This window comes from Streptomyces sp. NPDC051136 (assembly GCF_044455745.1).
In the GTDB taxonomy this organism is placed as follows: domain Bacteria; phylum Actinomycetota; class Actinomycetes; order Streptomycetales; family Streptomycetaceae; genus Streptomyces.
Window position 1 is genome coordinate 71723 of sequence record NZ_JBITFE010000005.1, and the last position, 22024, is coordinate 93746.

22 protein-coding genes are annotated in these 22024 nt (G+C 72.6%); 11 read left to right on the forward strand and 11 right to left on the reverse strand.

The window, feature by feature from the left end:
* Positions 1–2: 2 nt before the first annotated feature.
* Together efeB and efeO are read right to left on the reverse strand one after the other, a co-directional pair.
* On the reverse strand, positions 3–1253 hold the full coding sequence (efeB, locus tag ACIBCJ_RS15610) for an iron uptake transporter deferrochelatase/peroxidase subunit (RefSeq protein ID WP_362103127.1): 1251 nt from the start codon (positions 1251–1253) through the stop codon (positions 3–5).
* A 16-nt stretch (positions 1254–1269) separates the two neighbouring features.
* Positions 1270–2424 carry an iron uptake system protein EfeO gene (gene efeO / locus ACIBCJ_RS15615; protein WP_365980101.1) on the reverse strand — a complete coding sequence of 385 codons (1155 nt, stop codon included), beginning with the start codon at positions 2422–2424 and terminating at the stop codon, positions 1270–1272.
* Between the two features lie 250 nt (positions 2425–2674).
* On the opposite strand from efeO, the gene ACIBCJ_RS15620 reads away from it, so the two are divergent.
* Together ACIBCJ_RS15620 and ACIBCJ_RS15625 are read left to right on the forward strand one after the other, a co-directional pair.
* Positions 2675–3319, forward strand: coding sequence for a PhzF family phenazine biosynthesis protein (locus ACIBCJ_RS15620; RefSeq protein WP_362103120.1), 645 nt, complete (start codon positions 2675–2677; stop codon positions 3317–3319).
* Between the two features lie 103 nt (positions 3320–3422).
* The gene (locus tag ACIBCJ_RS15625; protein WP_362103118.1) at positions 3423–3635 is read left to right on the forward strand and encodes a hypothetical protein; all 213 of its coding nucleotides are present in this window, start codon (positions 3423–3425) and stop codon (positions 3633–3635) included.
* 104 nt (positions 3636–3739) lie between these two features.
* Here the strand turns inward: ACIBCJ_RS15625 and ACIBCJ_RS15630 are convergent, their stop codons facing one another.
* Both ACIBCJ_RS15630 and map read right to left on the reverse strand, forming a co-directional pair.
* Entirely contained in the window at positions 3740–4387 is a 648-nt protein-coding gene (locus ACIBCJ_RS15630; protein WP_365980102.1) for a biliverdin-producing heme oxygenase, read from the reverse strand.
* Positions 4388–4518: 131 nt separating this feature from the next.
* On the reverse strand, positions 4519–5376 hold the full coding sequence (map, locus tag ACIBCJ_RS15635) for a type I methionyl aminopeptidase (protein WP_133888280.1): 858 nt from the start codon (positions 5374–5376) through the stop codon (positions 4519–4521).
* Between the two features lie 57 nt (positions 5377–5433).
* Between map and ACIBCJ_RS15640 the strand changes: the two genes are divergently transcribed.
* Positions 5434–5676 (forward strand): hypothetical protein, encoded by a 243-nt coding sequence (locus ACIBCJ_RS15640; protein ID WP_362103112.1) that lies wholly within the window; start codon positions 5434–5436, stop codon positions 5674–5676.
* 15 nt (positions 5677–5691) lie between these two features.
* Here ACIBCJ_RS15640 and ACIBCJ_RS15645 read toward each other — a convergent pair whose 3' ends face one another.
* Entirely contained in the window at positions 5692–7029 is a 1338-nt protein-coding gene (locus tag ACIBCJ_RS15645) for an MFS transporter (protein WP_399282567.1), read from the reverse strand.
* Positions 7030–7109: 80 nt separating this feature from the next.
* Positions 7110–7724 carry a vWA domain-containing protein gene (locus ACIBCJ_RS15650; RefSeq protein ID WP_362103110.1) on the reverse strand — a complete coding sequence of 205 codons (615 nt, stop codon included), beginning with the start codon at positions 7722–7724 and terminating at the stop codon, positions 7110–7112.
* Positions 7725–7855: 131 nt separating this feature from the next.
* Between ACIBCJ_RS15650 and npdG the strand changes: the two genes are divergently transcribed.
* The gene (gene npdG, locus ACIBCJ_RS15655; RefSeq protein WP_362103107.1) at positions 7856–8575 is read left to right on the forward strand and encodes an NADPH-dependent F420 reductase; all 720 of its coding nucleotides are present in this window, start codon (positions 7856–7858) and stop codon (positions 8573–8575) included.
* A gap of 53 nt (positions 8576–8628) precedes the next feature.
* Positions 8629–8829, forward strand: coding sequence for a hypothetical protein (locus tag ACIBCJ_RS15660; protein WP_362103105.1), 201 nt, complete (start codon positions 8629–8631; stop codon positions 8827–8829).
* 7 nt (positions 8830–8836) lie between these two features.
* Here the strand turns inward: ACIBCJ_RS15660 and ACIBCJ_RS15665 are convergent, their stop codons facing one another.
* A complete protein-coding gene (locus ACIBCJ_RS15665) occupies positions 8837–9634 on the reverse strand; it encodes a site-2 protease family protein (RefSeq protein WP_362103103.1) in 798 nt (265 codons plus the stop codon).
* 200 nt (positions 9635–9834) lie between these two features.
* Here ACIBCJ_RS15665 and ACIBCJ_RS15670 point away from each other — a divergent pair, with 200 nt between their 5' ends.
* The gene (locus ACIBCJ_RS15670; RefSeq protein WP_365980103.1) at positions 9835–13512 is read left to right on the forward strand and encodes a BTAD domain-containing putative transcriptional regulator; all 3678 of its coding nucleotides are present in this window, start codon (positions 9835–9837) and stop codon (positions 13510–13512) included.
* Positions 13513–13534: 22 nt separating this feature from the next.
* Here ACIBCJ_RS15670 and ACIBCJ_RS15675 read toward each other — a convergent pair whose 3' ends face one another.
* The 3 genes from ACIBCJ_RS15675 to panB all read right to left on the reverse strand — a co-directional run bounded on the left by ACIBCJ_RS15675 (position 13535) and on the right by panB (position 16462).
* Complete coding sequence (locus tag ACIBCJ_RS15675; protein ID WP_365980104.1) at positions 13535–14362, reverse strand: ABC transporter permease; 828 nt, start codon at positions 14360–14362, stop codon at positions 13535–13537.
* Positions 14359–15390, reverse strand: coding sequence for an ATP-binding cassette domain-containing protein (locus tag ACIBCJ_RS15680; RefSeq protein WP_365980105.1), 1032 nt, complete (start codon positions 15388–15390; stop codon positions 14359–14361). The genes ACIBCJ_RS15675 and ACIBCJ_RS15680 overlap by 4 nt, the downstream gene beginning before the upstream one ends.
* Positions 15391–15586: 196 nt before the next feature.
* A complete protein-coding gene (panB, locus tag ACIBCJ_RS15685; RefSeq protein WP_362103095.1) occupies positions 15587–16462 on the reverse strand; it encodes a 3-methyl-2-oxobutanoate hydroxymethyltransferase in 876 nt (291 codons plus the stop codon).
* A gap of 308 nt (positions 16463–16770) precedes the next feature.
* Between panB and ACIBCJ_RS15690 the strand changes: the two genes are divergently transcribed.
* The 4 genes from ACIBCJ_RS15690 (at position 16771) to ACIBCJ_RS15705 (ending at position 20323) form a co-directional block, all read left to right on the forward strand.
* Positions 16771–17823 carry an endonuclease/exonuclease/phosphatase family protein gene (locus tag ACIBCJ_RS15690; RefSeq protein WP_362103093.1) on the forward strand — a complete coding sequence of 351 codons (1053 nt, stop codon included), beginning with the start codon at positions 16771–16773 and terminating at the stop codon, positions 17821–17823.
* A 115-nt stretch (positions 17824–17938) separates the two neighbouring features.
* The gene (locus tag ACIBCJ_RS15695) at positions 17939–19180 is read left to right on the forward strand and encodes an MFS transporter (protein ID WP_365980106.1); all 1242 of its coding nucleotides are present in this window, start codon (positions 17939–17941) and stop codon (positions 19178–19180) included.
* A 79-nt stretch (positions 19181–19259) separates the two neighbouring features.
* Entirely contained in the window at positions 19260–20111 is an 852-nt protein-coding gene (locus tag ACIBCJ_RS15700; protein WP_365980107.1) for a helix-turn-helix transcriptional regulator, read from the forward strand.
* Positions 20108–20323 carry a DUF397 domain-containing protein gene (locus tag ACIBCJ_RS15705; RefSeq protein WP_365980108.1) on the forward strand — a complete coding sequence of 72 codons (216 nt, stop codon included), beginning with the start codon at positions 20108–20110 and terminating at the stop codon, positions 20321–20323. Before ACIBCJ_RS15700 ends, ACIBCJ_RS15705 begins: the two co-directional genes overlap by 4 nt.
* 6 nt (positions 20324–20329) lie before the next feature.
* Here the strand turns inward: ACIBCJ_RS15705 and ACIBCJ_RS15710 are convergent, their stop codons facing one another.
* Positions 20330–20554, reverse strand: a complete 225-nt coding sequence (locus tag ACIBCJ_RS15710) for a hypothetical protein (RefSeq protein ID WP_362103085.1) — start codon at positions 20552–20554, stop codon at positions 20330–20332.
* Between the two features lie 1116 nt (positions 20555–21670).
* Between ACIBCJ_RS15710 and ACIBCJ_RS15715 the strand changes: the two genes are divergently transcribed.
* Positions 21671–21931 (forward strand): hypothetical protein, encoded by a 261-nt coding sequence (locus ACIBCJ_RS15715; protein WP_362103083.1) that lies wholly within the window; start codon positions 21671–21673, stop codon positions 21929–21931.
* Positions 21932–22024: the final 93 nt, after the last annotated feature.

A 22024-nucleotide genomic window follows, 5' to 3' on the forward strand; every position in this document is an offset into this window, starting at 1 on the left:
GGTTACGCCTCCTTGCCGAACAGCGTGCTGCCCCACCAGTCGTCCGCGTCGCGGACCCCGGGCGGCACGGCGAAGACCGCCGAACCCACGTGCTGGATGTACTCGTTGAGCGCGTCCGTCGCCAGGTTGCGCTGGACGGGGATGAAACCGGTGCGCACGTCGCGCTGGTAGGCGAGGAAGAACAGACCGGCGTCCAGGCGGCCCAGGCCGTCCGTGCCGTCGGTGAAGGAGTAGCCGCGGCGCAGCAGCGTCGCCCCGGCGTTGGAGTCGGGATGCGCGAGCCGCACGTGCGCGTCGGGCTTCATCGCCTTCAGGAACGGCTCGTCGCGTTCCTTCGCCTTGCCGACCGGGGCGCCCTCGCCCTTGTCGCGGCCGAACACGTCCTCCTGCTCCTGGAGGGACGTACGGTCCCAGGTCTCGATGTGCATGCGGATGCGCCGGGCGACGAGGTAGGAGCCGCCCGCCATCCACGCGGACCCGTCCTTCGCGTCGGCCCAGACGTGCCGGTCCAGCCGGTCCCGCTCCGTGCCCGCGATGTTGCGGGTGCCGTCCTTGAAGCCGAGCAGGTTGCGCGGGGTCTGCTCGTCGGGCGTCGTGGACGACGTCTTGCCGAAACCGAGCTGCGACCAGCGCACCACCACCTTGCCGAAGCCGATGCGGGCGAGGTTGCGGATCGCGTGCACCGCGACCTGGGGGTCGTCGGCACAGGCCTGGACGCACAGGTCGCCGCCGCTGCGGGACGTGTCGAGGTTGTCGCCGGGGAACTTCGGCAGGTCGGCCAGGGCCTCGGGACGCCGGCCGGCGAGGCCGAACTTCGCGAAGAGGGACGGGCCGAAGCCGAGGGTGAGGGTGAGCCGCGACGGGCTCAGGCCCAGCGCCTCGCCGGTGTCGTCCGGCGGAGCCTCGGCCAGTCCGCCGTAGGCGCCCTCGCCCACCGCCCGGCCGGCGGTCATCGCGCGGGCGGCCGCCGTCCACTCCTTGAGCAGCGCGACGAACGCGGCACGGTCCTCGGTCGTCACGTCGAACGCCGCGAAGTGCAGCCGGTCCTGCACCGGGGTGGCGATACCCGCCTGGTGCGGCCCGTGGAAGGGGACGGCGGAGCCCGCGCCGGCCGCAAGCGCGTCGTCGCCGGTGCGCTCCATCGCCACCGCACCGCCGGCCGCCGCGGCCGCGCCGAGCACGAGACCCGCGCCGCCCCAGCCGATCAGCGCCCGCCGGGAGGGGGCGGGGGAGGAGGACTCGGTGTCCGTCATCGTCGTCCTTCCGCGCCTACTGGGCGACCACGGCGGCGGCGAGCTTGGACAGCGGCTCCGCCAGGGCGTTGACCGCGTCGGACAGCTCCTTGCGGTCCGCCTTGCCGACCTTGTCGTAGGAGGTGAACTCGTAGGAGGAAGGGCTCGGCCGGTACTGGTCGAGCAGCTTGTCCAGCGCCGCGAACTGGCCGTCCAGCTCCTTCGTCAGCGCCGCGTCGTTCTCCTCGGCGACCGGCTTCAGCAGCGCGTACGACTTCTGCGCGCCCTCGACGTTGGCCTTGAAGTCGACCAGGTCGGTGTGCGAGTAGCGCTCCTCCTCGCCGGTGACCTTGCCGGTGGCGACCTCGTCGAGAAGCTCCTTGGCGCCGTTGGCCATGGAGGTGGGGGTGATCTCGGCCTTGCCGACCCGGTTCTGCCAGTCCTTCAGGTCGGTGACCAGGGTGGCGGCCAGCTCCTTCTCCCGGTCGCCGATCTTCCCGTCCTGCCAGAGCGCCTTCTCCAGGCGGTGCCAGCCGGTCCAGTCGGTCGCCGGGTCCTGGCCCTCCTCCAGGCCGTCCTCGCGGACGTCGACCTGCGGGTCGATGTCACCGAAGGACTCCGCGACCGGCTCGGTGCGCTCCCAGCCGATGCGGGAGGGTGCGTACGCCTTCTTCGCCGCCTCCAGGTCACCGGCCCGGACGGCCTTCGCGAACGCCTCGGCCTTCGGGAGGGTCTCGTCGGCCTGCTGCTGCACATACTGCCGGTAGGCGGCCACGGCCTCGTCGAGCCGCGGGTCGCGCGCCGCGGCCTTGCCGCCGGTGGCCTTGACGTCCTGGCGGATGCCCTTGCCCTTCATGCCGGGCTTGCAGGCGATCCGGTAGTCGCCGGCCTTCACCTCGGCGGTGACCCGCTGCTTGGTGCCGGGGCCGATGTTCTCCCGCTCGGTGACCACCCGGTCGTCGGGGAAGAGGAGGTAGACCTCGGTGACCTTGGAGCCCTTGTTCTCGACGGCGAGTTCGACGTGCCCGGCCGGGAACTCCGTCTTCGACACCTCGCACGCGTCGTCCGTCGCCGTCACCGCGATGACGTGGTCGCCGTCCTCGGCGTCGCTCTTCTCCGTGCACCCGGTGACGGCGGCCAGGGCCGCGGCGGTCGCGACGGCGGTGACGACGGAAAGTCTGGCGGCTCGCATGCGGGGCTCCAAGAGGTGACCGAAAACTGCGCGTGACGGGCCTCAGAGGAAGGTGAGGCTGGCCTAACATACCTAAGGATTTCCTAAGGAAAACCTGTCCGTACGGTGATCCGAATCTCATGGACGGTGTATGAGCACGGGCCGGTCACGGTGGCTCAATGAGGTGCTCATGGGACGGTCAAGGGCGCGTCAAAGGTGACCTTGTCCCCCACCCCGCCTGGACCGCCGCCGGCGATGCTTGAATGCCCCGGTGACCGACTACGACGTACTCCGCGTCTTCTGCGCGCCGAACGGCGGATACGGCAACGAACTGGGCGTCGTCCGGGACGGATCCGTACTGCCGCGGCCCGAGCGGCGGCAGGAGCTGGCCGCGAAACTCGGCTTCAGCGAGACCGTGTTCGTCGACGACCCGGAGCGCGGCGTCGTCGACATCTACACGCCCACCCTGCGCCTGCCCTTCGCCGGACACCCCTGCGTCGGCACCGCCTGGCTGCTCGACGTGCCCGAACTCGTCACCCCGGCCGGGGTGGTGGGCGCCCGCCTCGACGGGGAGTTCAGCTGGATCGAGGCCCGCCCCGAGTGGGCCCCGCCGCGGACACTGCGTCAGCACGCCACCGTCGCCGAGGTCGACGCCCTCGCGGTGCCCGCGAAGGGGGAGTGGGTGTACGCCTGGGCGTGGGAGGACGAGGCGGCGGGGCGGGTGCGCGCCCGTGCCTTTCCCGGGCGCGACGACGGCATCGACGAGGACGAGGCGACCGGCGCGGCGGCGCTGCTGCTGACCGGGCGGCTGGGCCGGGCGCTGAACATCACCCAGGGCGCCGGTTCGCAGATTCTGACGGCGCCTCAGCCCGGGGGCTGGGTGGAGATCGGGGGCCGGGTGCGCCTGGAGCGGTGAAGGTCACCCCGTGGCACGCCTCCGTACGGGTGGAACAGCGTGTGCGCGCGACGGCGAGGGGGGACCTCTGGGCCTGACCGCTCACCGACCCGAGAGGAACTCCATGCGCATCCGCTCCGCTCTCGCCACCGTCCTGCTGACCGTCGCCATGACCGCCGGCGGCGCCGCGGCGGCCACCGCCTTCGACGGCCCCCTGCACGGTGACTCGGACGCCACGTGCAGCCCGTACTTCGGCGCCATCACCACGGACAGCACCGGCGACCTGTACTTCGGCGGCATCAACTGCCGCAGCGACGACTACGACATCGACAACTGAGCCGGTCCCGCCGTTCGCTCCCCGGTCCCCCTCGGCCCCGTCGGCCGAGGGGGACCGGCGCGTCTCCGGGGCGCCCGCGTCCGCGTCGGCGGCGCGGGCGTCGCTCACGCGGAGAGCGGGAACTCCTCGCCCAGCGCCCGGAAGACCGCCGTGTTCAGGGCGAAGGCGCGCTTGCACTCCGCGACGATCCGCTGCTTCTCCAGGTCGTCCGCGCGGATGCCGTCCAGCAGGTCGCGGTACTCCCGCTTGAAGGCCGCCGGGTTGGTGATCTCCTCGAAGACGTAGAACCGGACCCCGTCGCCCTTCCTGGCGAAGCCCCACGTCCGCTCGGCCTTGTCGCGGATGATCTGACCGCCCGACAGGTCGCCGAGGTAGCGCGTGTAGTGGTGGGCGACGTACCCCGCCGGCCAGTCCTCGGCGCACTCGCGCACCCGGGCCGCGTACGCCTCGGTCGCGGGCAGGGCGGTCAGGCCCGCGCGCCAGCCGGCGCCGCGCAGGTGCGCCAGGTCCCGCTCCAGGGAGGCCAGTCTCAGCAGCTCCGGCCGGAGGAACGGTCCGGCCACCGGGTCCGCCGCCAGCCGTCCGGCGGCGGCCTCCAGGGCCTCGTAGACGAACCACAGCTGCTCGGTGTAGCGCGCGTAGGCGTCCACGCCGAGCCGGCCCCCGAGCAGGTCGCTCATGAAGGTGGAGGTCTCCGCCTCCACGTGCTGCTCGTGGGACGCCGTGCGGATGAGGGTCGAGAAGGAGTCCATGGGCGCGATTTTCTGTGGTTAGGCTTACCTAAGTCAATAGGTTGCCGACGGGCTGTCGGCAAAAGCGTACCCACCGGAACGCGAAACGACCCGCCCTCCGAGGAGAGCGGGCCGTCCGGGGGCGTGCGCGGTCAGGGCAGGGTTAGGATCTCCGCGCCCGAGTCGGTCACCACCAGCGTGTGCTCGAACTGGGCCGTCCGCTTGCGGTCCTTCGTCACGACCGTCCAGCCGTCGTCCCACATGTCGTACTCGTGTGTCCCGAGCGTCAGCATCGGCTCGATCGTGAAGGTCATCCCGGGCTGGATGACCGTCGTCGCGTGCGGGCTGTCGTAGTGCGGGACGATGAGCCCCGAGTGGAACGACGAGTTGATGCCGTGACCGGTGAAGTCCCGCACCACCCCGTACCCGAACCGCTTCGCGTACGACTCGATGACCCGGCCGATGATGTTGATCTGCCGGCCCGGCTTGACCGCCTTGATCGCGCGGGCCAGCGACTCCCGGGTCCGCTCGACCAGCAGCCGGCTCTCCTCGTCCACGTCACCGACCAGGTACGTCGCGTTGTTGTCGCCGTGCACCCCGCCGATGTACGCCGTCACGTCGAGGTTCACGATGTCGCCGTCACGCAGCACCGTGGAGTCGGGGATGCCGTGGCAGATCACCTCGTTGACCGAGCTGCACAGGGACTTGGGGTAGCCCCGGTAACCGAGCGTCGAGGGGTAGGCGCCGTGGTCGCACATGTACGCGTGCGCCACCCGGTCCAGTTCGTCCGTCGTCACGCCGGGCGCGATGTGCTTCGCGGCCTCCTCCATCGCCCGCGCCGCGATCCGCCCGGCCACGCGCATCGCCTCGATCGTCTCGGGCGTCTGCACCTCCGGACCGGTGTACGGGGTCGGCGCGGGTTTGCCGACGTACTCGGGCCTGCGGATGTTTCCGGGCACGGAACGGGTGGGAGACAGCTCCCCTGGTACGAGCAGCGACTGGCCAGACATGCAGCGAGTCTAACCAGCACGCATGGGGGAACATGTCGGTGGCGAGAGGAGCTGCCCATGGCCCTGTTCAAGAAGCGCACGGTCGGCAAACCGGGCGAGTGGTACTACTGCCTGGAGCACCAGAAGGTCGAGGAGGGCCCGGACTGCCCGGGCAAGGACCGTTTCGGGCCGTACGCCTCCCGCACCGAGGCCGAGCAGGCGATGCGGACCGCCCGCGAACGCAACCTGGAGTGGGAGAACGACCCCAGGTGGCACGACGCCCCCTCGGCGGGGAGCGCCGAAGGCGACAGGAACGACTGAGCGGGGACGGACCGGTCAGGCGCTCGCGGTGCCGGCCGCGCGCTTCTCGCGCAGCCGCACCGCGTGCTCGTTCGTCCGCACGTCGTACGTCATCATCGTCGGCAGGCACAGCGCCAGCAGTCCCACCGCGCCCGCGCACAGCAGCCCGCCCGACCACACCGACGCCCGTACCCCCGCCAGCGCGGCCGTGCCGCCCGCCCGGACCTGGCCGAGCTGCGGACCCACCGAGTACGACAGCAGCTCGATCCCCGCGAGCCGGCCGCGCAGCTCGTCCGGGATGGTCTGGTTCCACATGGCGCCGCGGAAGACACCGCTGACCATGTCGCACGCCCCGGCGAGGGCGAAGCACAGCAGTACCAGCCACACGTTCCCGGCGAAGCCCGCGGCGGCGATGGCCAGGCCCCAGCCGGCCGCCGCCAGCACCACCATCCGCCCGTGCCGGTGCACCCGCGACGTCCACCCGCTGCTGACGCTCACCAGCAGCGCCCCCGCCGGGATCGCCGCGTACATCAGACCGAGCGACCACTCGGCGTCCAGTTCGTCGGCCAGGAACGGCAGCACCGCCAGCGGCATGGCCAGCAGCATCGCCGCGATGTCCACGGCGTAGGTGCCCAGCAGCTCCTTGCGGTTCCACGCGTACCGGGCACCCTCGGCGATCGCCGCCCACGACGGCCGCACCGCCTCGTGCGAGGCGGGCGAGGAGGCGAGGCCCACCACCAGCGCCACCGAGACGGCGAAGGTGACCAGGTCCACCGCGTAGGCCCAGCCGAGCCCCGCGTACGCCACCACCACGCCCGCCAGCGCCGGCCCGGCGATCGCGCCGACCTGCCAGCGCAGCGCGTTCAGCGAGGCGGCGGCCGGCAGGTGCTCGTGGGCCACGATCCGCGGGGTCAGCGAGTCCAGGGCCGGGCGCTGGACCGCGCCGAACGCCGAGGTGAACGCGGCGATCACGTACAGCGGCCACACGGCGGGGCTCGGCAGCAGCGCGTTGACCAGCAGCGCCGCGCACAGCACGCCCTGACCTGCCTCCGTCCACAGGATCAGCTTCCGCTTGTCCCAGGCGTCGGCCAGGGCACCGCCGTACAGCCCGAACACCACCAGCGGCACCAGTTCCACGGCGCCGATGGCGCCCACCGCGGTCGCCGAGCCCGTCAGCTCCTTGATCTGCACGGGCAGCGCGACGAAGGTCAGGAAGCTCCCGAAGTTCGTGATCAGACCGGAGACCCAGAGCCGCCGGAAGTCGCGGGAGGCCCGCCAGGGGGAGAGGTCGGGCAGCAGGGCGCGCAGGCCGGTGGGCGCGTCGGTGGGGGAGGTGTCTGCGGGAGCCGTGTCGGTGGGGGAGGTGTCGGTCACGAGGGGTCATCGTCCGGCGGCCGGACGCGCGCGGGCAACCGGTTTTCCCGGCGGTGGTCCCCGAGACGGCCGCGCGGCCGTCACCACCCCGACGGCGGCGGCGCCGTCAGGTGGTCGGCCAGGCGCGACAGGCGGTCCCTCAAGCGGCGCCGGCCCCGGGGCGGCGGCACCGCGTTCTCCCCGGCCGACGCGCTGACCAGGTGCTGCACCGTGTCCAGGTCCAGCTCGGCGCCGTCCGGGACGGTCAGCGTCTCGTGCGCCATCGCCGTCAGCTCCCGCTCGCCCGGGTCCCGGCCGGTGCCCAGCGCCAGCACCGTCGCACCGGCCCGGCGGGCGTCGTGCACCCGCTCCAGGAGCCCCGCGCCGGGATCGTCGGGCGTCACCACCAGCAGCGTCTCGCCGCGCCTGGCCGCCGCCAGCCGCCCCAGACCGACCGCGAGATGCGCGGGGTCCGACGGGAGCGCCTCGTGCCGGACCAGCGTCGGCGCCAGCTCCGGCGTCCCCGACCAGGCGGCCTCGTCCACCAGGTGCGCCGCCAGGTGCCAGGGCTCGTACCCGGGGGTGCCCACCAGCAGCAGGCCGCCCCCGTGCGGCACCACCGACCCGCGCAGCGCCCCCGCGAACCTCCGGGTGGCCCCCAGCCACTCGGTCCCGGCGAGCACTTCCCGCAGCAGCGCGACCCGTACGGCGTCCATGCGGCCGCATCCTGCCGCAACCGCGTCCCCGCGGTCCGGGGTTCGCACCCGATTCACCCGCCCCGGCGACCGCCTCCCGCCGGCCGGGACCCGTACCCGTGGGCCGGGCGCCGCGGACGTAGGGTCGCCCCATGACCTCTACCGACAGTGCTGCACAGAAGGCCGCCGCCAAGGCCCCGGCCAAGGACCCCTGGGACCTGCCCGACGTCTCCGGGCTGGTCGTCGGCGTGCTCGGCGGCACCGGGCCCCAGGGCAAGGGCCTCGCGTACCGCCTCGCCAAGGCCGGCCAGAAGGTGATCGTCGGCTCCCGCGCCGCCGAGCGCGCCGAGGCCGCCGCCGAGGAGATCGGGCACGGCGTCGAAGGTGCCGACAACGCCGAGACCGCCCGCCGCAGCGACGTCGTGATCGTCGCCGTGCCGTGGGACGGCCACGGCAAGACCCTCGAATCCCTGCGCGAGGAACTGTCCGGCAAGCTCGTCGTCGACTGCGTCAACCCGCTCGGCTTCGACAAGAAGGGCGCCTACGCGCTCAAGCCCGAGGAGGGCAGCGCCGCCGAGCAGGCCGCCGCCCTGCTGCCGGACAGCCGGGTCGCCGCCGCCTTCCACCACCTCTCGGCGGTCCTCCTCCAGGACCCGGAGATCGACGAGATCGACACCGACGTGATGGTGCTCGGCGAGGAGCGCGCCGACGTGGAGATCGTGCAGGCCCTCGCCGGGCGCATCCCCGGCATGCGCGGCGTCTTCGCCGGACGGCTGCGCAACGCCCACCAGGTCGAGTCGCTGGTGGCCAACCTGATCTCCGTCAACCGCCGCTACAAGGCACACGCCGGGCTCCGGGTCACGGACGTATGAGGCGATGGGGGACACTGGTCGGTACCAGTGTCCCCCCGACAGGAGCCGTTCCCATGCCCCGCCTCGCCCTCTACGCCCTGGTCGTCTGCGTGCTCGCCGTGGCCGCCGCCGTCGTCTCCTTCGTGCAGGGCAGTGTCGTGATCGGCGTCGTGTGGGTGCTGCTTTCGGGCCTGTCGTCCAACATGTGCTGGTACTACCTCAAGCGCGGCCGGGACGCCCGGCGCACCGCGACGCCCACCTCCCCCCTCGGCTGAGCGGGGCTCACCCGCCCGGTGTGCACAGCGGGTCGGTCTGCCAGAAGCGGTACAGCTCGAAACCGCAGTACGTGTCGGCCTCGTCGATCCCGAGGCCCCGCAGGAGCGCGTCGACCGCGTCGAAGAAGACGCCGTTGAGCGCCGGGATCCACAGCAGCGCGAACACGATCAGCAGCCCGACCGGCGCGAGCGGCTCCACCTGCCGCCGCACGTTGTACGACAGCCAGGGCTCGATCACGCCGTAGCCGTCCAGGCCCGGCACCGGCAGGAAGTTCAGGATCGCGGCCGTGACCTGGAGCAGCGCGAGGAAGGCCAGCGCGAGCCGGAAGTCGCGCGGCACGCCGTCCAGCGCGTCCAGCCAGAACGGCGCCGTGCACACCACGGCGAACAGCACGTTCGTCAGGGGACCCGCCGCCGAGATCAGACTGTGCCGCCAGCGTCCCCGGATCCGCCCGCGCTCGATGAAGACGGCACCGCCGGGCAGACCGATCCCGCCCATGATCACGAACAGGACGGGGAGCACGACGCTCAGCAGCGCGTGGGTGTACTTCAGCGGGTTCAGCGTGAGGTAGCCCTTCGAGCCGACCGAGATGTCGCCGCTGTGCAGCGCGGTGCGGGCGTGCGCGTACTCGTGCAGGCACAGCGACACGACCCACGCGGCCGTCACGAACAGGAACACGGCGAGACCCGGCTGCTCGGCGAACCCGGTCCAGGCGGCCCAGCCCGTGACCGCGGCGACGGCGACGATCCCGAGGAAGACGGGACTGATCCGCCGGTCGCTGGGACGGGCGGTGGCGGTGGACATGGCACTCCCTGGCTGTCGGACACGTGTGGCTGGCACCTGCGGGCTGCGGGACTGCCCGACCGTACCGGGCGTACGGGGGGAACGTCCCGGGCGGGGCGGAGGGTTCCGCGCCGTACGGGCGGAGAGGGCCGCGGAGACCGGCCACGCCGTACGGCCAAAACCCCGTGACCGGCTCCGACGGCAACGGGGACAATGGTCCGGTGCGCTATCGCATCCTCGGCACCACCCAGGCACTCCGTCCCGACGGCACGGCCGTCCCGCTCGGCGGGGCGCGGCTGCGTGCCCTGCTGACCGTGCTCGCCCTCAGGACCGGCCGCGCGGTCCCCGTGGGACTGCTGGTGGAGGAGGTCTGGGACGGGGACCGGCCCGCCGACGCGCCGGGTGCCCTGCAAGCACTGGTGGGGCGGCTGCGCCGGACGCTGGGCGCGGACTCGGTCGCTTCCGCCGACGGCGGTTACCGGCTCGCCGTCGCCCCCGACGACGTCGACCTGCACCGCTTCGACCGGCTCGCGGGTGAGGGCACCCGCGCCCTCGCCGACGGCGACCCGGCCAAGGCCGCCGTCGTGCTCGACGACGCCCTCGCCCTGTGGCGCGACCCCGTCCTCCCCGACCTGCCCGACCGCACCGCCGAGGCGGCCCGCTGGACGACCCGGCGCCTGGACGCCCTGCGCGCCCGCCACACCGCCGCTCTCGACCTGAGGCAGGCCGAGCACTCCCTGCCCGAGCTGACCGCCCTGTGCGACGCCCACCCTCTGGACGAGCCCCTCCAGGCGCTGCGGCTGCGCGCCCTGCGCGACACCGGCCGCACCGCCGAGGCGCTGGCCGCCTACGACGGCGTGCGCCGCCTCCTCGCCGACCGGCTCGGCACCGACCCGGGGCCCGACCTGCGGGCCCTGCACACGGAACTGCTCCGTCCGGCCTCGCCCCCGATCCCCGCTCCGGCTCCGGGCCCCGGCACGGCGGCGGCACCCCGGTCCGGCTCCGGGTACGGGTCCGGCTCCGGGTACGACGCCGGCGCCGGTCCGTCCCCGGCGTCCGGCGCGCGGCCGGGCGCCGGGGCGGCTCCGGTGTCCGGCGGGGGCCCGGTGGACGGATCCGCCTACGGCCCCGGTGAGGCGCCCGGGTCCGGTGCGGGTGCGGCGCCCGCCGTCCCGCCCGCCGTCCCGTCGGCATCCGGTCCGGTGCCTCCCCGCGGCACGGGGTCCGAACACGCCCCCGCCCCGGGCCCCGCCACCGGATCCGCAGCCCCCTCCGGCACCGTCCCCGGAGCCACACCCGCCCCCGGCGCGGGGCCCGCGGCGCCTCCGCGGTCCGTCGCCGGGACCGGGGCGGAGGCGCCTCGCCCCCGGGGCAATCTCCGGGCCCGGCTCACCTCCTTCGTCGGCCGGGACCACGACGTGGACGCGCTGCGCGCCGACCTGGCGACCGCGCGGCTGGTCACGCTCCTGGGGCCCGGCGGCGCCGGAAAGACGCGGCTGTCGCAGGAGGCCGCCGAGCGGGCCGGGGACACGGCGCCCGACGGGGTGTGGCTGGCCGAGCTGGCGCCCGTCGACGACCCCGCCGCCGTACCGGAGGCCGTGCTGACCGCCGTCGGCGCCCGCGAGACCGTGCTCTACCGCGCCGGCGCCGAGGAGATGCGGGCCGTCACCGCCGTCGAGGGGCAGGACACCGCCGTCGAGCGCCTCGTCGAGCACTGCGGCAGGCGCCGCATGCTGATCGTCCTCGACAACTGCGAGCACGTCGTCGACGCCGCCGCCCGCCTCACCGAGGAACTCCTCGCCCGCTGCCCCCACCTGACCGTCCTCGCCACCAGCCGCGAACCCCTCGGCATCCCCGGGGAGTCGCTGCGCCCCGTGGAGCCGCTGCCCGAGCCCGCCGCACTGCGGCTGCTCGCGGACCGGGGCGCCGCCGCCCGCCCCGGCTTCCGCGTCGACGCCGACGAGGCGACCGCCGCCGCCTGCGCCGAGATCTGCCGCCGCCTCGACGGCCTGCCGCTGGCCATCGAACTGGCCGCGGCCCGGCTGCGCATGCTCACCCCGCGCCAGATCGCCGACCGGCTCGACGACCGCTTCCGCCTGCTCACCTCCGGCAGCCGCACCGTGCTGCCCCGCCAGCAGACACTGCGCGCGGTCGTCGACTGGTCCTGGGACCTGCTCGACCCGGACGAGCGCGAGGTACTGGGACGGCTGTCGGTGTTCGCGGGCGGCTGCGACCTCACCGCCGCCGAGGCCGTGTGCGGGCCCGCCGCGCTGGACGCCCTCGGCTCCCTCGTCGACAAGTCCCTCGTCGTGGCCACACCCGTGACCGACCGGAGCAACGGCGAGGGCATGCGCTACCGGCTCCTGGAGACCGTCGCCGAATACGCCGGCGAGCGCCTCGACGAGACCGGCGGCCGGGCAGCCGCCGCCCGAGCCCACCTGACGTACTACCGCGAACTCGCCCGCACCACCGATCCCTTGCTGCGCGGGCCGGAGCAACTCGCCGCCATCGAGCGGCTGGAGCGCGAGTACGAGAACCTGCGCACCGCCCTGCGGCACGCCGTCGCCGAACGCGACGAGCAGGAGGCGCTGTGCCTGGCGCTGTCGCTGGTCTGGTACTGCCAGATGCGCGACCTGCGGGTGGAGGCCCGGAACTGGTTCGTCGAGGTGATGGCGCTCGGTCCGGACCCGTTCGCCGAGCCTGCCCGCCCCGCCGAGCCGGTGTGGGAGCGGTGCACGTCCGCCCCGCCCCCGATGACCGGCGAGGTCCTCGCCGAGGCCCGGCGCGGCGTGCACCTGGCCCACCTGGCCTGCATGGACACGGAGCTGGACGCGTGGCAGAACCCGGCGGCCCAGCGCAAGCTGCGGGTCATCGCGCAGACGTACGAGCCGGGCATGCCGCAGACCTGTTCCAGCCCCGGCCTGCTCTGGTTCTTCGCCGTGATGCTCACCGGTGACATGGAACGGCTGCACGAGATCATCAACGCCACCGTGCGCACCTGCCGGGAGACCCCGGGATACGAGTGGGAGTTGGCCGGCGCGCTTCAGATGCGGGCCAACATGCTCGCCAACCGCAGCGACTGGGCGGGTGACGCACTCCGCGACGCCGACGAGTCGCTGGAGATCTACCGCCGCCTCGGCGACGCGTGGGGGATGGCCGAGGCCCTCTCCGGTCGCGCCGAGGCCCGGGAGCGCGTCGGCGACTACGTTCTCGCCGCCGCCGACTACCGGTCCGCCGCCCAGCACGCCCGGCGGCTCGGCGCCCACGCCCAGGTGGACATCCTCGACGCCCGCCTCGGCAGCGTGCTCGTGGAGGCGGGCGAGGCCGACGAGGGCGAGCGCATCCTGCGCGACGTCATCGAACGCACCCGCGGCTCGGGTCACCACGGCGCGATGCCCGCGGCCCGGCTGTACCTCGCCGGGCGGCTCGGCATGACCGGGCGGACCGCCGAGGCCCGCGAGCAGTTGCGGCGGCTGCGCGAGGATTTCTCCATCGCCCACTTCGTGGTCTTCGACGCCTTCATCCTCGCCGCGGAGGCCTGGCTCGCCACCCTGGAGGACCGGCACGAGGAGTGCCTGACCAAGATCCGTGAAGCCCTGGAACGCGCCGAGGACCCGCTCTCCACGGCCATCGCCCCGCACATGCGCTCCGCCTACCTGACCATCGCCGCGATGGGGATGGCCCGTCTGGACGGCGGCCGGAGGGCCGCGGACGGCGCGCGGTGCCTCGGCGCCGCCGACGCCATGCTGCCGGCCGGCCACGTGTCGTCGGGCATGGAGCGGGACGCACGCGAGCGGGCCGCCGACCGGGTCCGCGAGGCGCTCGGCACCGCGGCCTACGAGAGCGCGTACGCCGAGGGCGGCCGGCTCTCCGTGGAGGAGGCCGTCGCCCTCGTCTGACGCGACCCGCGCGCGCGGGTGCTCAGGACTTGGTACGGAACTTGTGGATGGCGACCGGCGCCATCACCGCCGTGATCGCCACCGACCAGCCCAGCGTGATCCACAGGTCGTGCGCGACCGGGCCGCCCACCATCAGCCCGCGCGCCGCGTCGGCGAGCGTGGACAGCGGGTTGTAGTCGGTGAAGGACTGAAGCCAGCCCGGCATCGACTGCGTCGGCGTGAAGATCGACGAGCCGAACTGCAGCGGGAACAGCACCATGAAGCCCATCGCCTGCACGGACTGCGCGTTCTTCAGGACCACGCCCAGGGTGAGGAACACCCACATGATCGACGAGGCGAACACCGCGGACAGGCCCACGGTCGCGAACAGCCCGGCCCAGTGGTCGATGTCGAAGCCGACCAGGACGGCGACGACCATCAGGACCGTGGTGGCGAACAGCATCCGCCCCATCTCGACCGCGATCTTCGCGAAGAGGACCGAGCCGCGCCCGATCGGCAGCGACCGGAAGCGGTCCATGACACCGGAGTTGAAGTCCTGGCTGAAGCCGGTGCCGACGCCCTGGGACAGCGTCATGCTCATCATCGCGATCATGCCCGGGATCACGTACTGCACGTAGTCGTCCTGCCCGCCGCCCAGGGCCTGGCCGATCGACCCGCCGAAGACGTAGACGAACAGCAGGGTGAAGACGATCGGCATCAGCAGCGCGTCGAACATCGACTCCGGGTCCTGCCGGATCCACAGCAGGTTGCGCCGGACCAGGGCGCCGGTGTGCCGGACGTGCGCGCGCAGCGTGATCCGCGCGTCGGGGGTGAGGGCGGGAGCGGGTGCGGTGGTGGTGGCGGCGCTCATACGGCGACCTCCTCGCGGGCGTCGTCGGTGGCGGGCGCGGGATCCTGCGGGGCACTGGCGCGGTGGCCGGTGAGGGACAGGAAGACCTCGTCCAGACTGGGCAGTTCGGTGGTGACGGCGGAGACGGTGATGCCGCGCGCGGTGACCGCGCCGACCACGGCCGTCAGCTGCTCGTCGCTGAGGATCGGTACCAGGACGGACCCGCGCTCGGTGTCCACCGTGGTGTCGGCGAGCCCGGTGATGCCCAGCTCGTCCAGGTAGGCGGCGAGCGGGCGCAGCTGGAGCGGGTCGGCCGGGCGGACCCGCAGCGTGCGGCCGCCGACCTTGGCCTTCAGCTCCTCGATGCCGCCGTTCGCGATGACCTTGCCGCGGTCCACGACGGTCAGCTCGGAGGCGAGCTGCTCGGCCTCCTCCATGTACTGGGTGGTGAGCAGCACGGTGACGCCGTCGCCGACCATGCGCTTGACCTCCTCCCACACCTCGTTGCGGGTGCGCGGGTCCAGACCGGTGGTGGGCTCGTCCAGGTACAGCACCGCCGGGTGCCCGATCATGGAGGCGGCCAGGTCGAGGCGGCGCCGCATGCCACCGGAGTAGGTGGAGGCGGGCCGCTTGCCGGCCTCGGTGAGCGAGAACCGCTCCAGCAGCTCGTCGGCGCGGGCGCGCGCGTCCCGGCGGGACAGGTCGAGCAGCCGGCCGATCATGTAGAGGTTCTCCCAGCCCGGGAGCTTCTCGTCCACGGAGGCGTACTGCCCGGTCAGTCCGATGACCCGGCGCAGCTGCCGCGGCTGCCGCACGACGTCGTACCCGGCGACGTGCGCCCGGCCGGAGTCGGGGGTGATGAGGGTGGACAGGATGCGTACGAGGGTGGTCTTGCCCGCGCCGTTCGGACCGAGCACGCCCATCACGGTGCCCTCGCGCACGTCCAGGTCGACGCCGTCCAGCGCCTTGGTCTCGCCGTAGTGCTTGACCAGCCCCCGCACGGTGACCGCGCTGTCCGCGGCCCGGGGAGTGTCGTCGATTCGCTTCATGGCCCAGACGATGGCAGGGGCCACCGACAAAGCACCGACATCCCGCCGACAGCCCTCCGGGACCGCCGACATCCCGCCGACAGCCCCTGCCGGGGGCGCCACCGGACCGGGCCTCCCGGGCGGGAAAGCCACCGGCCCCGCCGACGGGGGAAGATCGGCGGGGCCGGGTCGTACCGCGATGGCTGTCCGGCGGACGCTAGTGCACGGAGTGCGCGTCCTCGGGGAACGTGCCGCCGACGACGTCCTCGGCGTACGCCTTGGCCGCGTCGCCCATGACCTTGCGCAGGTCGGCGTACTGCTTGACGAACTTCGGCATCCGGCCGCCGGTCAGCCCGAGCATGTCGGTCCACACCAGCACCTGGGCGTCCGTGTCCGGACCCGCGCCGATCCCGACCGTCGGGATGTGCAGCGTCCGGGTCACCTCGGCGGCCAGCTCGGCCGGCACCAGCTCCAGGACGACCGCGAAGGCGCCCGCGTCCTGCACCGCCTTGGCGTCGCGCAGCAGCTGCTGGGCCGCCTCCTCGCCGCGGCCCTGCACCCGGTAGCCCATGGCGTTGACGGACTGCGGGGTGAGGCCGATGTGGGCCATCACGGGGATGCCGGACTCGACCAGCAGCCGGATCTGCTCGTGCGACCGCTCACCGCCCTCCAGCTTGACCGCCCCGACCCCGGCCTCCTTGACCAGCCGGGTCGCCGAGCGCAGTGCCTGCACCGGGCCCTCCTGGTAGGAGCCGAAGGGCAGGTCGCCCACGATCAGGGCGCGGCTGGTGCCCCGTACGACGGCGGCCGAGAGCATCGTCATCTCGTCCAGCGTGACGGGCACGGTGGTCTCGTAGCCGAGGTGGCAGTTGCCCGCGGAGTCGCCCACGAGCATCACGGGGATGCCGGACTCGTCGAAGACGGACGCGGTCATCGCGTCGTACGCGGTGAGCATGGGCCACTTCTCGCCGCGCTCCTTGGCGGCGGTGATGTCCCGGACGGTGATACGGCGGTTGATCTTGCCCCCGTACAGCGCCCTGCTCCCGTCGGAGGGGGTGCGCTGCGGCGTCTGGGCAGCCGAGAGCTGCGTCATGGCAACGGCTCCTTCATGTCATCTCGAGGCGCCCTGACGGCGTCCCCGGATCCCTTCCATGGTGGCACCTGGGGCGGGCCGACGGCTAGGGGACCCTCGTTCCGTGTCGTGTGAGGGCTCATGGGGTCAAATGTGCCCGTTCTGTCACAGAGCCGCCCGCCCCGGGGCGGCGCGGAACTCCGCGGGGCGGCCCGTACGTCCTCGTGCCAGTACGGCCGTCCAGGGACGGCGGGATCGGAACCGATCATCCCCTATGGTGCTGAGTCACAGGGGGCGACGGTATGCACAGCAGGCAGTGAGGCGACGGTATGGCGCAGCAGGCGTACATGACGGAGACGGACGGCGGCGGCTCGGATCCCGAGCGCCGGGGAACCCGGATTCGGCGCCTGCTCGGCCGGGCGGTCGGCGGCTGGCGCGGCGACCGGCGGATCTGGCGCCGGGGCCTGGTCACGGCCGCGGTCGCCCTGCTGCTCGCCGCGGTCATGGCGGCCCACTCGCACATCCCGAACACCATCGGCAACCTCGGCAGCCTCACCGAGACCTTCCTGCCGTGGTTCGGCCTGCTGATCCCGGTCCTGCTGGTGATCGCCCTGGTGCGCAAGTCGGCGACGGCGCTGATCGCCCTGGTGCTGCCGGTGAGCGTGTGGTTCAACCTCTTCGGCGGCCTGCTCTTCGCCAAGACCGGCTCCGGCGGCGACCTCACCGTGGCCACGCACAACGTCAACGCCGACAACGCCGACCCGGCGGGCACCGCCCGCGCCGTCGCCGCCGCCGGAGCGGACGTGATGGCGCTGGAGGAGCTGAAGGCGTCCGCCGTACCGACGTACGAGAAGGCGCTGGCCGCGAAGTACCCGCACCACGCCGTGGTCGGCACCGTCGGACTGTGGAGCAAGTACCCGGTCAGCGACGTGAAGCCGGTCGACATCGAGCTGGGCTGGAAGCGCGCGATGCGCGCCACCGTCGCCACCCCGTCCGGGCCGATCGCCGTGTTCGTCGCCCACCTTCCCTCCGTACGGGTGAAGCTGGAGGCCGGTTTCACCGCCCGGCAGCGGGACAAGAGCGCCGACGCCCTCGGTGAGGCCATCGCCGACGAGAAGCTGCCCCGCAAGATCCTGCTGGGCGACCTCAACGGCACGATGAACGACCGCTCGCTCACCGCGATCACCTCTCAGCTGCGCTCCCCGCAGGGCGCCGTGGGCGACGGCTTCGGCTTCAGCTGGCCGGCGTCCTTCCCGATGGCCCGCATCGACCAGATCCTGGTCACCGGGGTCGAACCGACGACCAGCTGGACGCTTCCGGAGACCGGCAGTGACCACCTGCCGATCGCCGCGCGTGTGAAGGTCGACACAACGGCTTCCTAGAATTCGTCTGCGGAATACCCGCCCTGAGAGTCTTTGTTCCGTACGGGAACATACAGTCGTCCCCCTGTGCCCGTCCCTCCCGTACGGACCCCGCTCTCGAAAGGCGAGACCCTTCATGCCCCTGGCCCTGCTCGCCCTTGCCGTGGGCGCCTTCGGCATCGGTACCACCGAGTTCGTGATGATGGGGCTGCTGCCCGACGTCGCGGACGACCTCGGCATCTCCATCCCCACCGCCGGTCACCTCGTCTCCGCCTACGCGCTCGGCGTCGTCATCGGCGCCCCGCTGCTCGCCGCGGCCACGACCCGGATGTCCCGCCGTGCCGTCCTGATCGCCCTGATGGCGCTCTTCGTGGTCGGCAACGCCCTGTCCGCCGTCGCGCCCGGCGAGATCTCCCTGCTGGCCGCCCGCTTCGTCAGCGGCCTGCCGCACGGCGCCTTCTTCGGCGTCGGCGCGGTCGTCGCCACCGGCATGGTCGCCCCGGAACGCAAGGCCCGCTCCGTCTCCCTGATGTTCCTGGGCCTCACCGTCGCCAACATCGTCGGCGTCCCCGCCGCCACCGCCATGGGCCAGCAGCTCGGCTGGCGGGCCACCTTCCTCGGCGTGAGCGCGATCGGCGTGGCGGCGATAGCGGCGCTGGCCCTCCTGATCCCGCGCGACAGCGCCCCCGCCCCCACCACCGGCCTGCGCGGTGAACTGGCCGCCCTGCGCTCCCTGCCCGTCTGGCTGGCCCTCGGCACGACGGTCGCCGGGTTCGGCGCGCTCTTCGCCGCGTACAGCTACATCACGCCGATGCTCACCGACGCCGCCGGATTCGCCGAGACCAGCGTGACGCTGCTGCTCGCCCTGTTCGGCGTCGGCGCCACCGCGGGCAACCTGCTGGGCGGCCGCCTGGCCGACCACTCCCTGCGCGGCACCCTCTTCGGCGGCCTCGCCTCCCTCGTCGTCGTCCTGGCCCTGTTCCCCCTCCTGATGCGCACGCCGGTCACCGCGGCGGTGTCGGTGGCCCTGCTCGGCATGGCCGCCTTCGTCACCGGCTCGCCGCTCCAGCTGATGGTCATGGAGAAGGCCGCCGCGGCCCCCTCCCTCGCCTCCTCCGCCAACCAGGCAGCCTTCAACCTCGCCAACGCCGGCGGCGCCTGGATCGGCGGCCTCGCCCTGGCCGCCGGATTCGGAGTCACCTCCCCGGCCACGGCGGGCTCGGCCCTCGCGGTCCTCGGCCTCGCGGTCGCGGGCACGGCGTGGGCGGTGGACCGGCGCCGCGCGGCCGCGGCCCCGGCTCCCGGCCGCAAGCGCGTGGTCGCGGGGCACGTGCCGGAGTCCGACCGGGCCGCGTCCCACGCCGGAGTGACGGACTGACCGTTTCCCGTCACGCACCGTAGCTCTGCCTCTATCGTGTCGCGCGTCGCGATACGACGCGTACGAGGGAGGGGTGCGGATGCCGGTGAACGGCGAGGCGGACGAGCCGGGTTGGGAGGTCGACCCGGACGACGAGTGGGGCGTGGCCGTCCTCACCACCGTGGGCAGGCAGCTGAGGCTGCGCCGCGAGGCGGTGGGCATGCGGGCGGGTGACTTCGGGCTGGCGGTCGGGTACGGCGAGGACCTCGTCTACAAGGTGGAGGGCGGGAAGCGGATCCCTCGCCGGGAGTACCTGGAGCGGGCGGACCAGGTCCTCGACGCGGGCGGCCTCCTCGCGGCGGCCTGGGAGGACGTGAAGAGGGTCCGGTATCCCAAGCAGGTACGGGACCTGGCGAAGCTGGAGGCGCGTGCCGTCGAGTCGCTTTCGTACGGCAGCTACAGCCTGCACGGGCTCCTTCAGACCGAGGAGTACGCGCGCGAACTCCTCGGCAGGCGACGGCCGGCCCTCACCGAGGAAGAGCTGGAGAGTGCCGTCGCCGCACGGATGGGCCGCAAGGCGATGCTCGAACGGGTACCGGCCCCGCAACTCAGCTTCGTCCAGGAAGAGGCGACCCTCAGGCGTCCCGTCGGAGGTGCGGAGGTGCTCCGGCGACAGCTCGAACACGTGCTGGAAGTGGGGCGACTGCGGCACGTGCAGATCCAGGTGATGCCGACGTCTCGTGGTGATCACCCGGGAGGCGGGCGGATGCAGGTGCTCAAGTTCGACGACGGCACGGCGGTCGGCCGGGCCGACGACGAGTTCGGCGGTCGGCCTGTCACGGACCCCCGGCAACTACGCATCCTCGAACTGCGTTATGGCAGTATCCGGGCCGAGGCGCTGCCCGCCAGAGAGTCGGTGGCCTTCATCCAACAACTGCTGGGGGAGACATGAGCCGTAAGGACACATCCGGACACCTCACCGACCTGGCCTGGTTCAAGAGCAGCTACAGCGACACCAGTAATCCGAGCGACTGCGTAGAGGTGGCGATAACCCCCGCCACCATCCACATCCGCGACTCGAAGCGCCCCCACGGCGCCCGCCTCGTCGTCACCAGGACGGCGTGGGCGGGGTTCGTGGGGGCGGCGGTGGCGCTGAGGCCCTGACCCGGCTCAGGCCTTCATCGTGTGCGCCTGACCCTCGGCCGCCGCGCCGCCGAAGGGCGTCGAGACGCCGAGGCCGGTGGTGAGGGAGAGCGCGCCGGCCTCCGCGTGCAGGCCGGCGCCGAGCGCGCCGTCGCCGCCTATGAGGACCGTGCTGAGGGCGAGGCCGCCGGACACCTGGTCCAGGGCCGCGTCGGAGATCTCGGCCGTGTCGACCTGGGGGACCGTGTTCATGGCAGGTCTGTTCCTTTCGTGGGGCGGGGGAGCGGTGCGGCACACACGCCCGGCGTCTGGAGTGGGAAGTCCGGAGCGGGCCACCGGCGCGCCGCGCACCGATCAAAGCACGGGGGCGAACGGCCCACCATCGCCGAGCCGTTGACCGCGGTCGCCCGGAGCCGCCGGGTTCACCGGTGTGTGGATGCGGTCGGGGAAAGCGACCGCATCTTCACGTCATCCCCCGGCCCGGGCGGCGGTTCGACGCCACTGGTCCGACAGCCCGGCGCAAAGGGCTGCCCCACGCCCTGCCCGTGCGCCCGCGAGGTGAACACCGTGGAGATTCCCGGGTTTTCCGGGACCGATCCAGGGTCGCGTTGCGATCCGAGGGGTGTGACGCATCGGGGCCCAGCGGTTCGGATCAGACCACGGTGAGTCGGTCGACGAGCAGGTGAACAGGCCGGGTTGAATGCCGTCCCCGGCGACCTCGCCGAGGCTCTCCAGCAGCGCGGCGAAGGTGTCCTTGAGTGGTTCGGGGGTGTCCTCCCGCGCGTATGCCAGGCCGCCGTCGAGCTGGAAGGCGGCGTCATAGACCGCAACGCCCTCCCGGAGGGCAGCGGGCAACCCGGTCACGCGCACGGGGCCCGGATGCACCTTCCATGCCGTACAAGCCGCGATAGGACTTCATGGCTTCGCGTGATGTGTAGGTAACCCCTTGACCGATTTCCTCTTCCTTGCCGCGCCGGGTGGTCTCCGGGCTGTCCGGGCCGCCGAGAAGCATCCGAGCGCAGACGCCGCTAGCAGCTTCATGCGGAGCAATTGCAGTCGTCGAGGGTTCTCGGTCAGGAATGCTCCGGCATGGACTAGCGCCCCAATCTCGCGCTCAGCACGTCAGGAAGGGCTACGGGCGCTTCTACACCCTTGGCCCTGGTCCTCCTTGGACCGAGGCCGACCGTCACGCCGGCCGCGCTCGTCGCGGCCCTTGGTCCCCGCTCCTGGTCGCTCGGTGGCCGGGCGTCCATGGGAAGCCTTTGCCTCCGACTGGCTGAAGCGAATCCCTACCGTAACGCGCAAGACGAGAACGTCGTTACACGCGGGTACGACTCAACCGCACAGCGTGAAAGGTGGAACCCCAAAATGGCCGAGGACGAGCAGATGCAGAAGGCTATGAATGCGATCTGGGACTTCTTGAAGAAGGAGCAAATCGTCGACTCCAGCGCTCCGCTCAACGAGACCCTGAAGTTCAACGTTCTCGACCACGGCAACCTGGACGAACCCTTCCTGTCGGCAATGGCCTATGAGCTCAACGGGACAGAAGCCGCCGTTAGCACCCTTGTTGGGGACGAATTCACGTTGGACATGACGATTCGTGACGCCGCCAAGGTCATGTGCGAGTGAGTACATCTCTGAGGTAGAGGGGTCCACCTCGAGTGAGAGATAAAGAAATGCTCCTCCCGGCTGCTGCCGGGAGGGGCAGTTCTTCGTTATGTG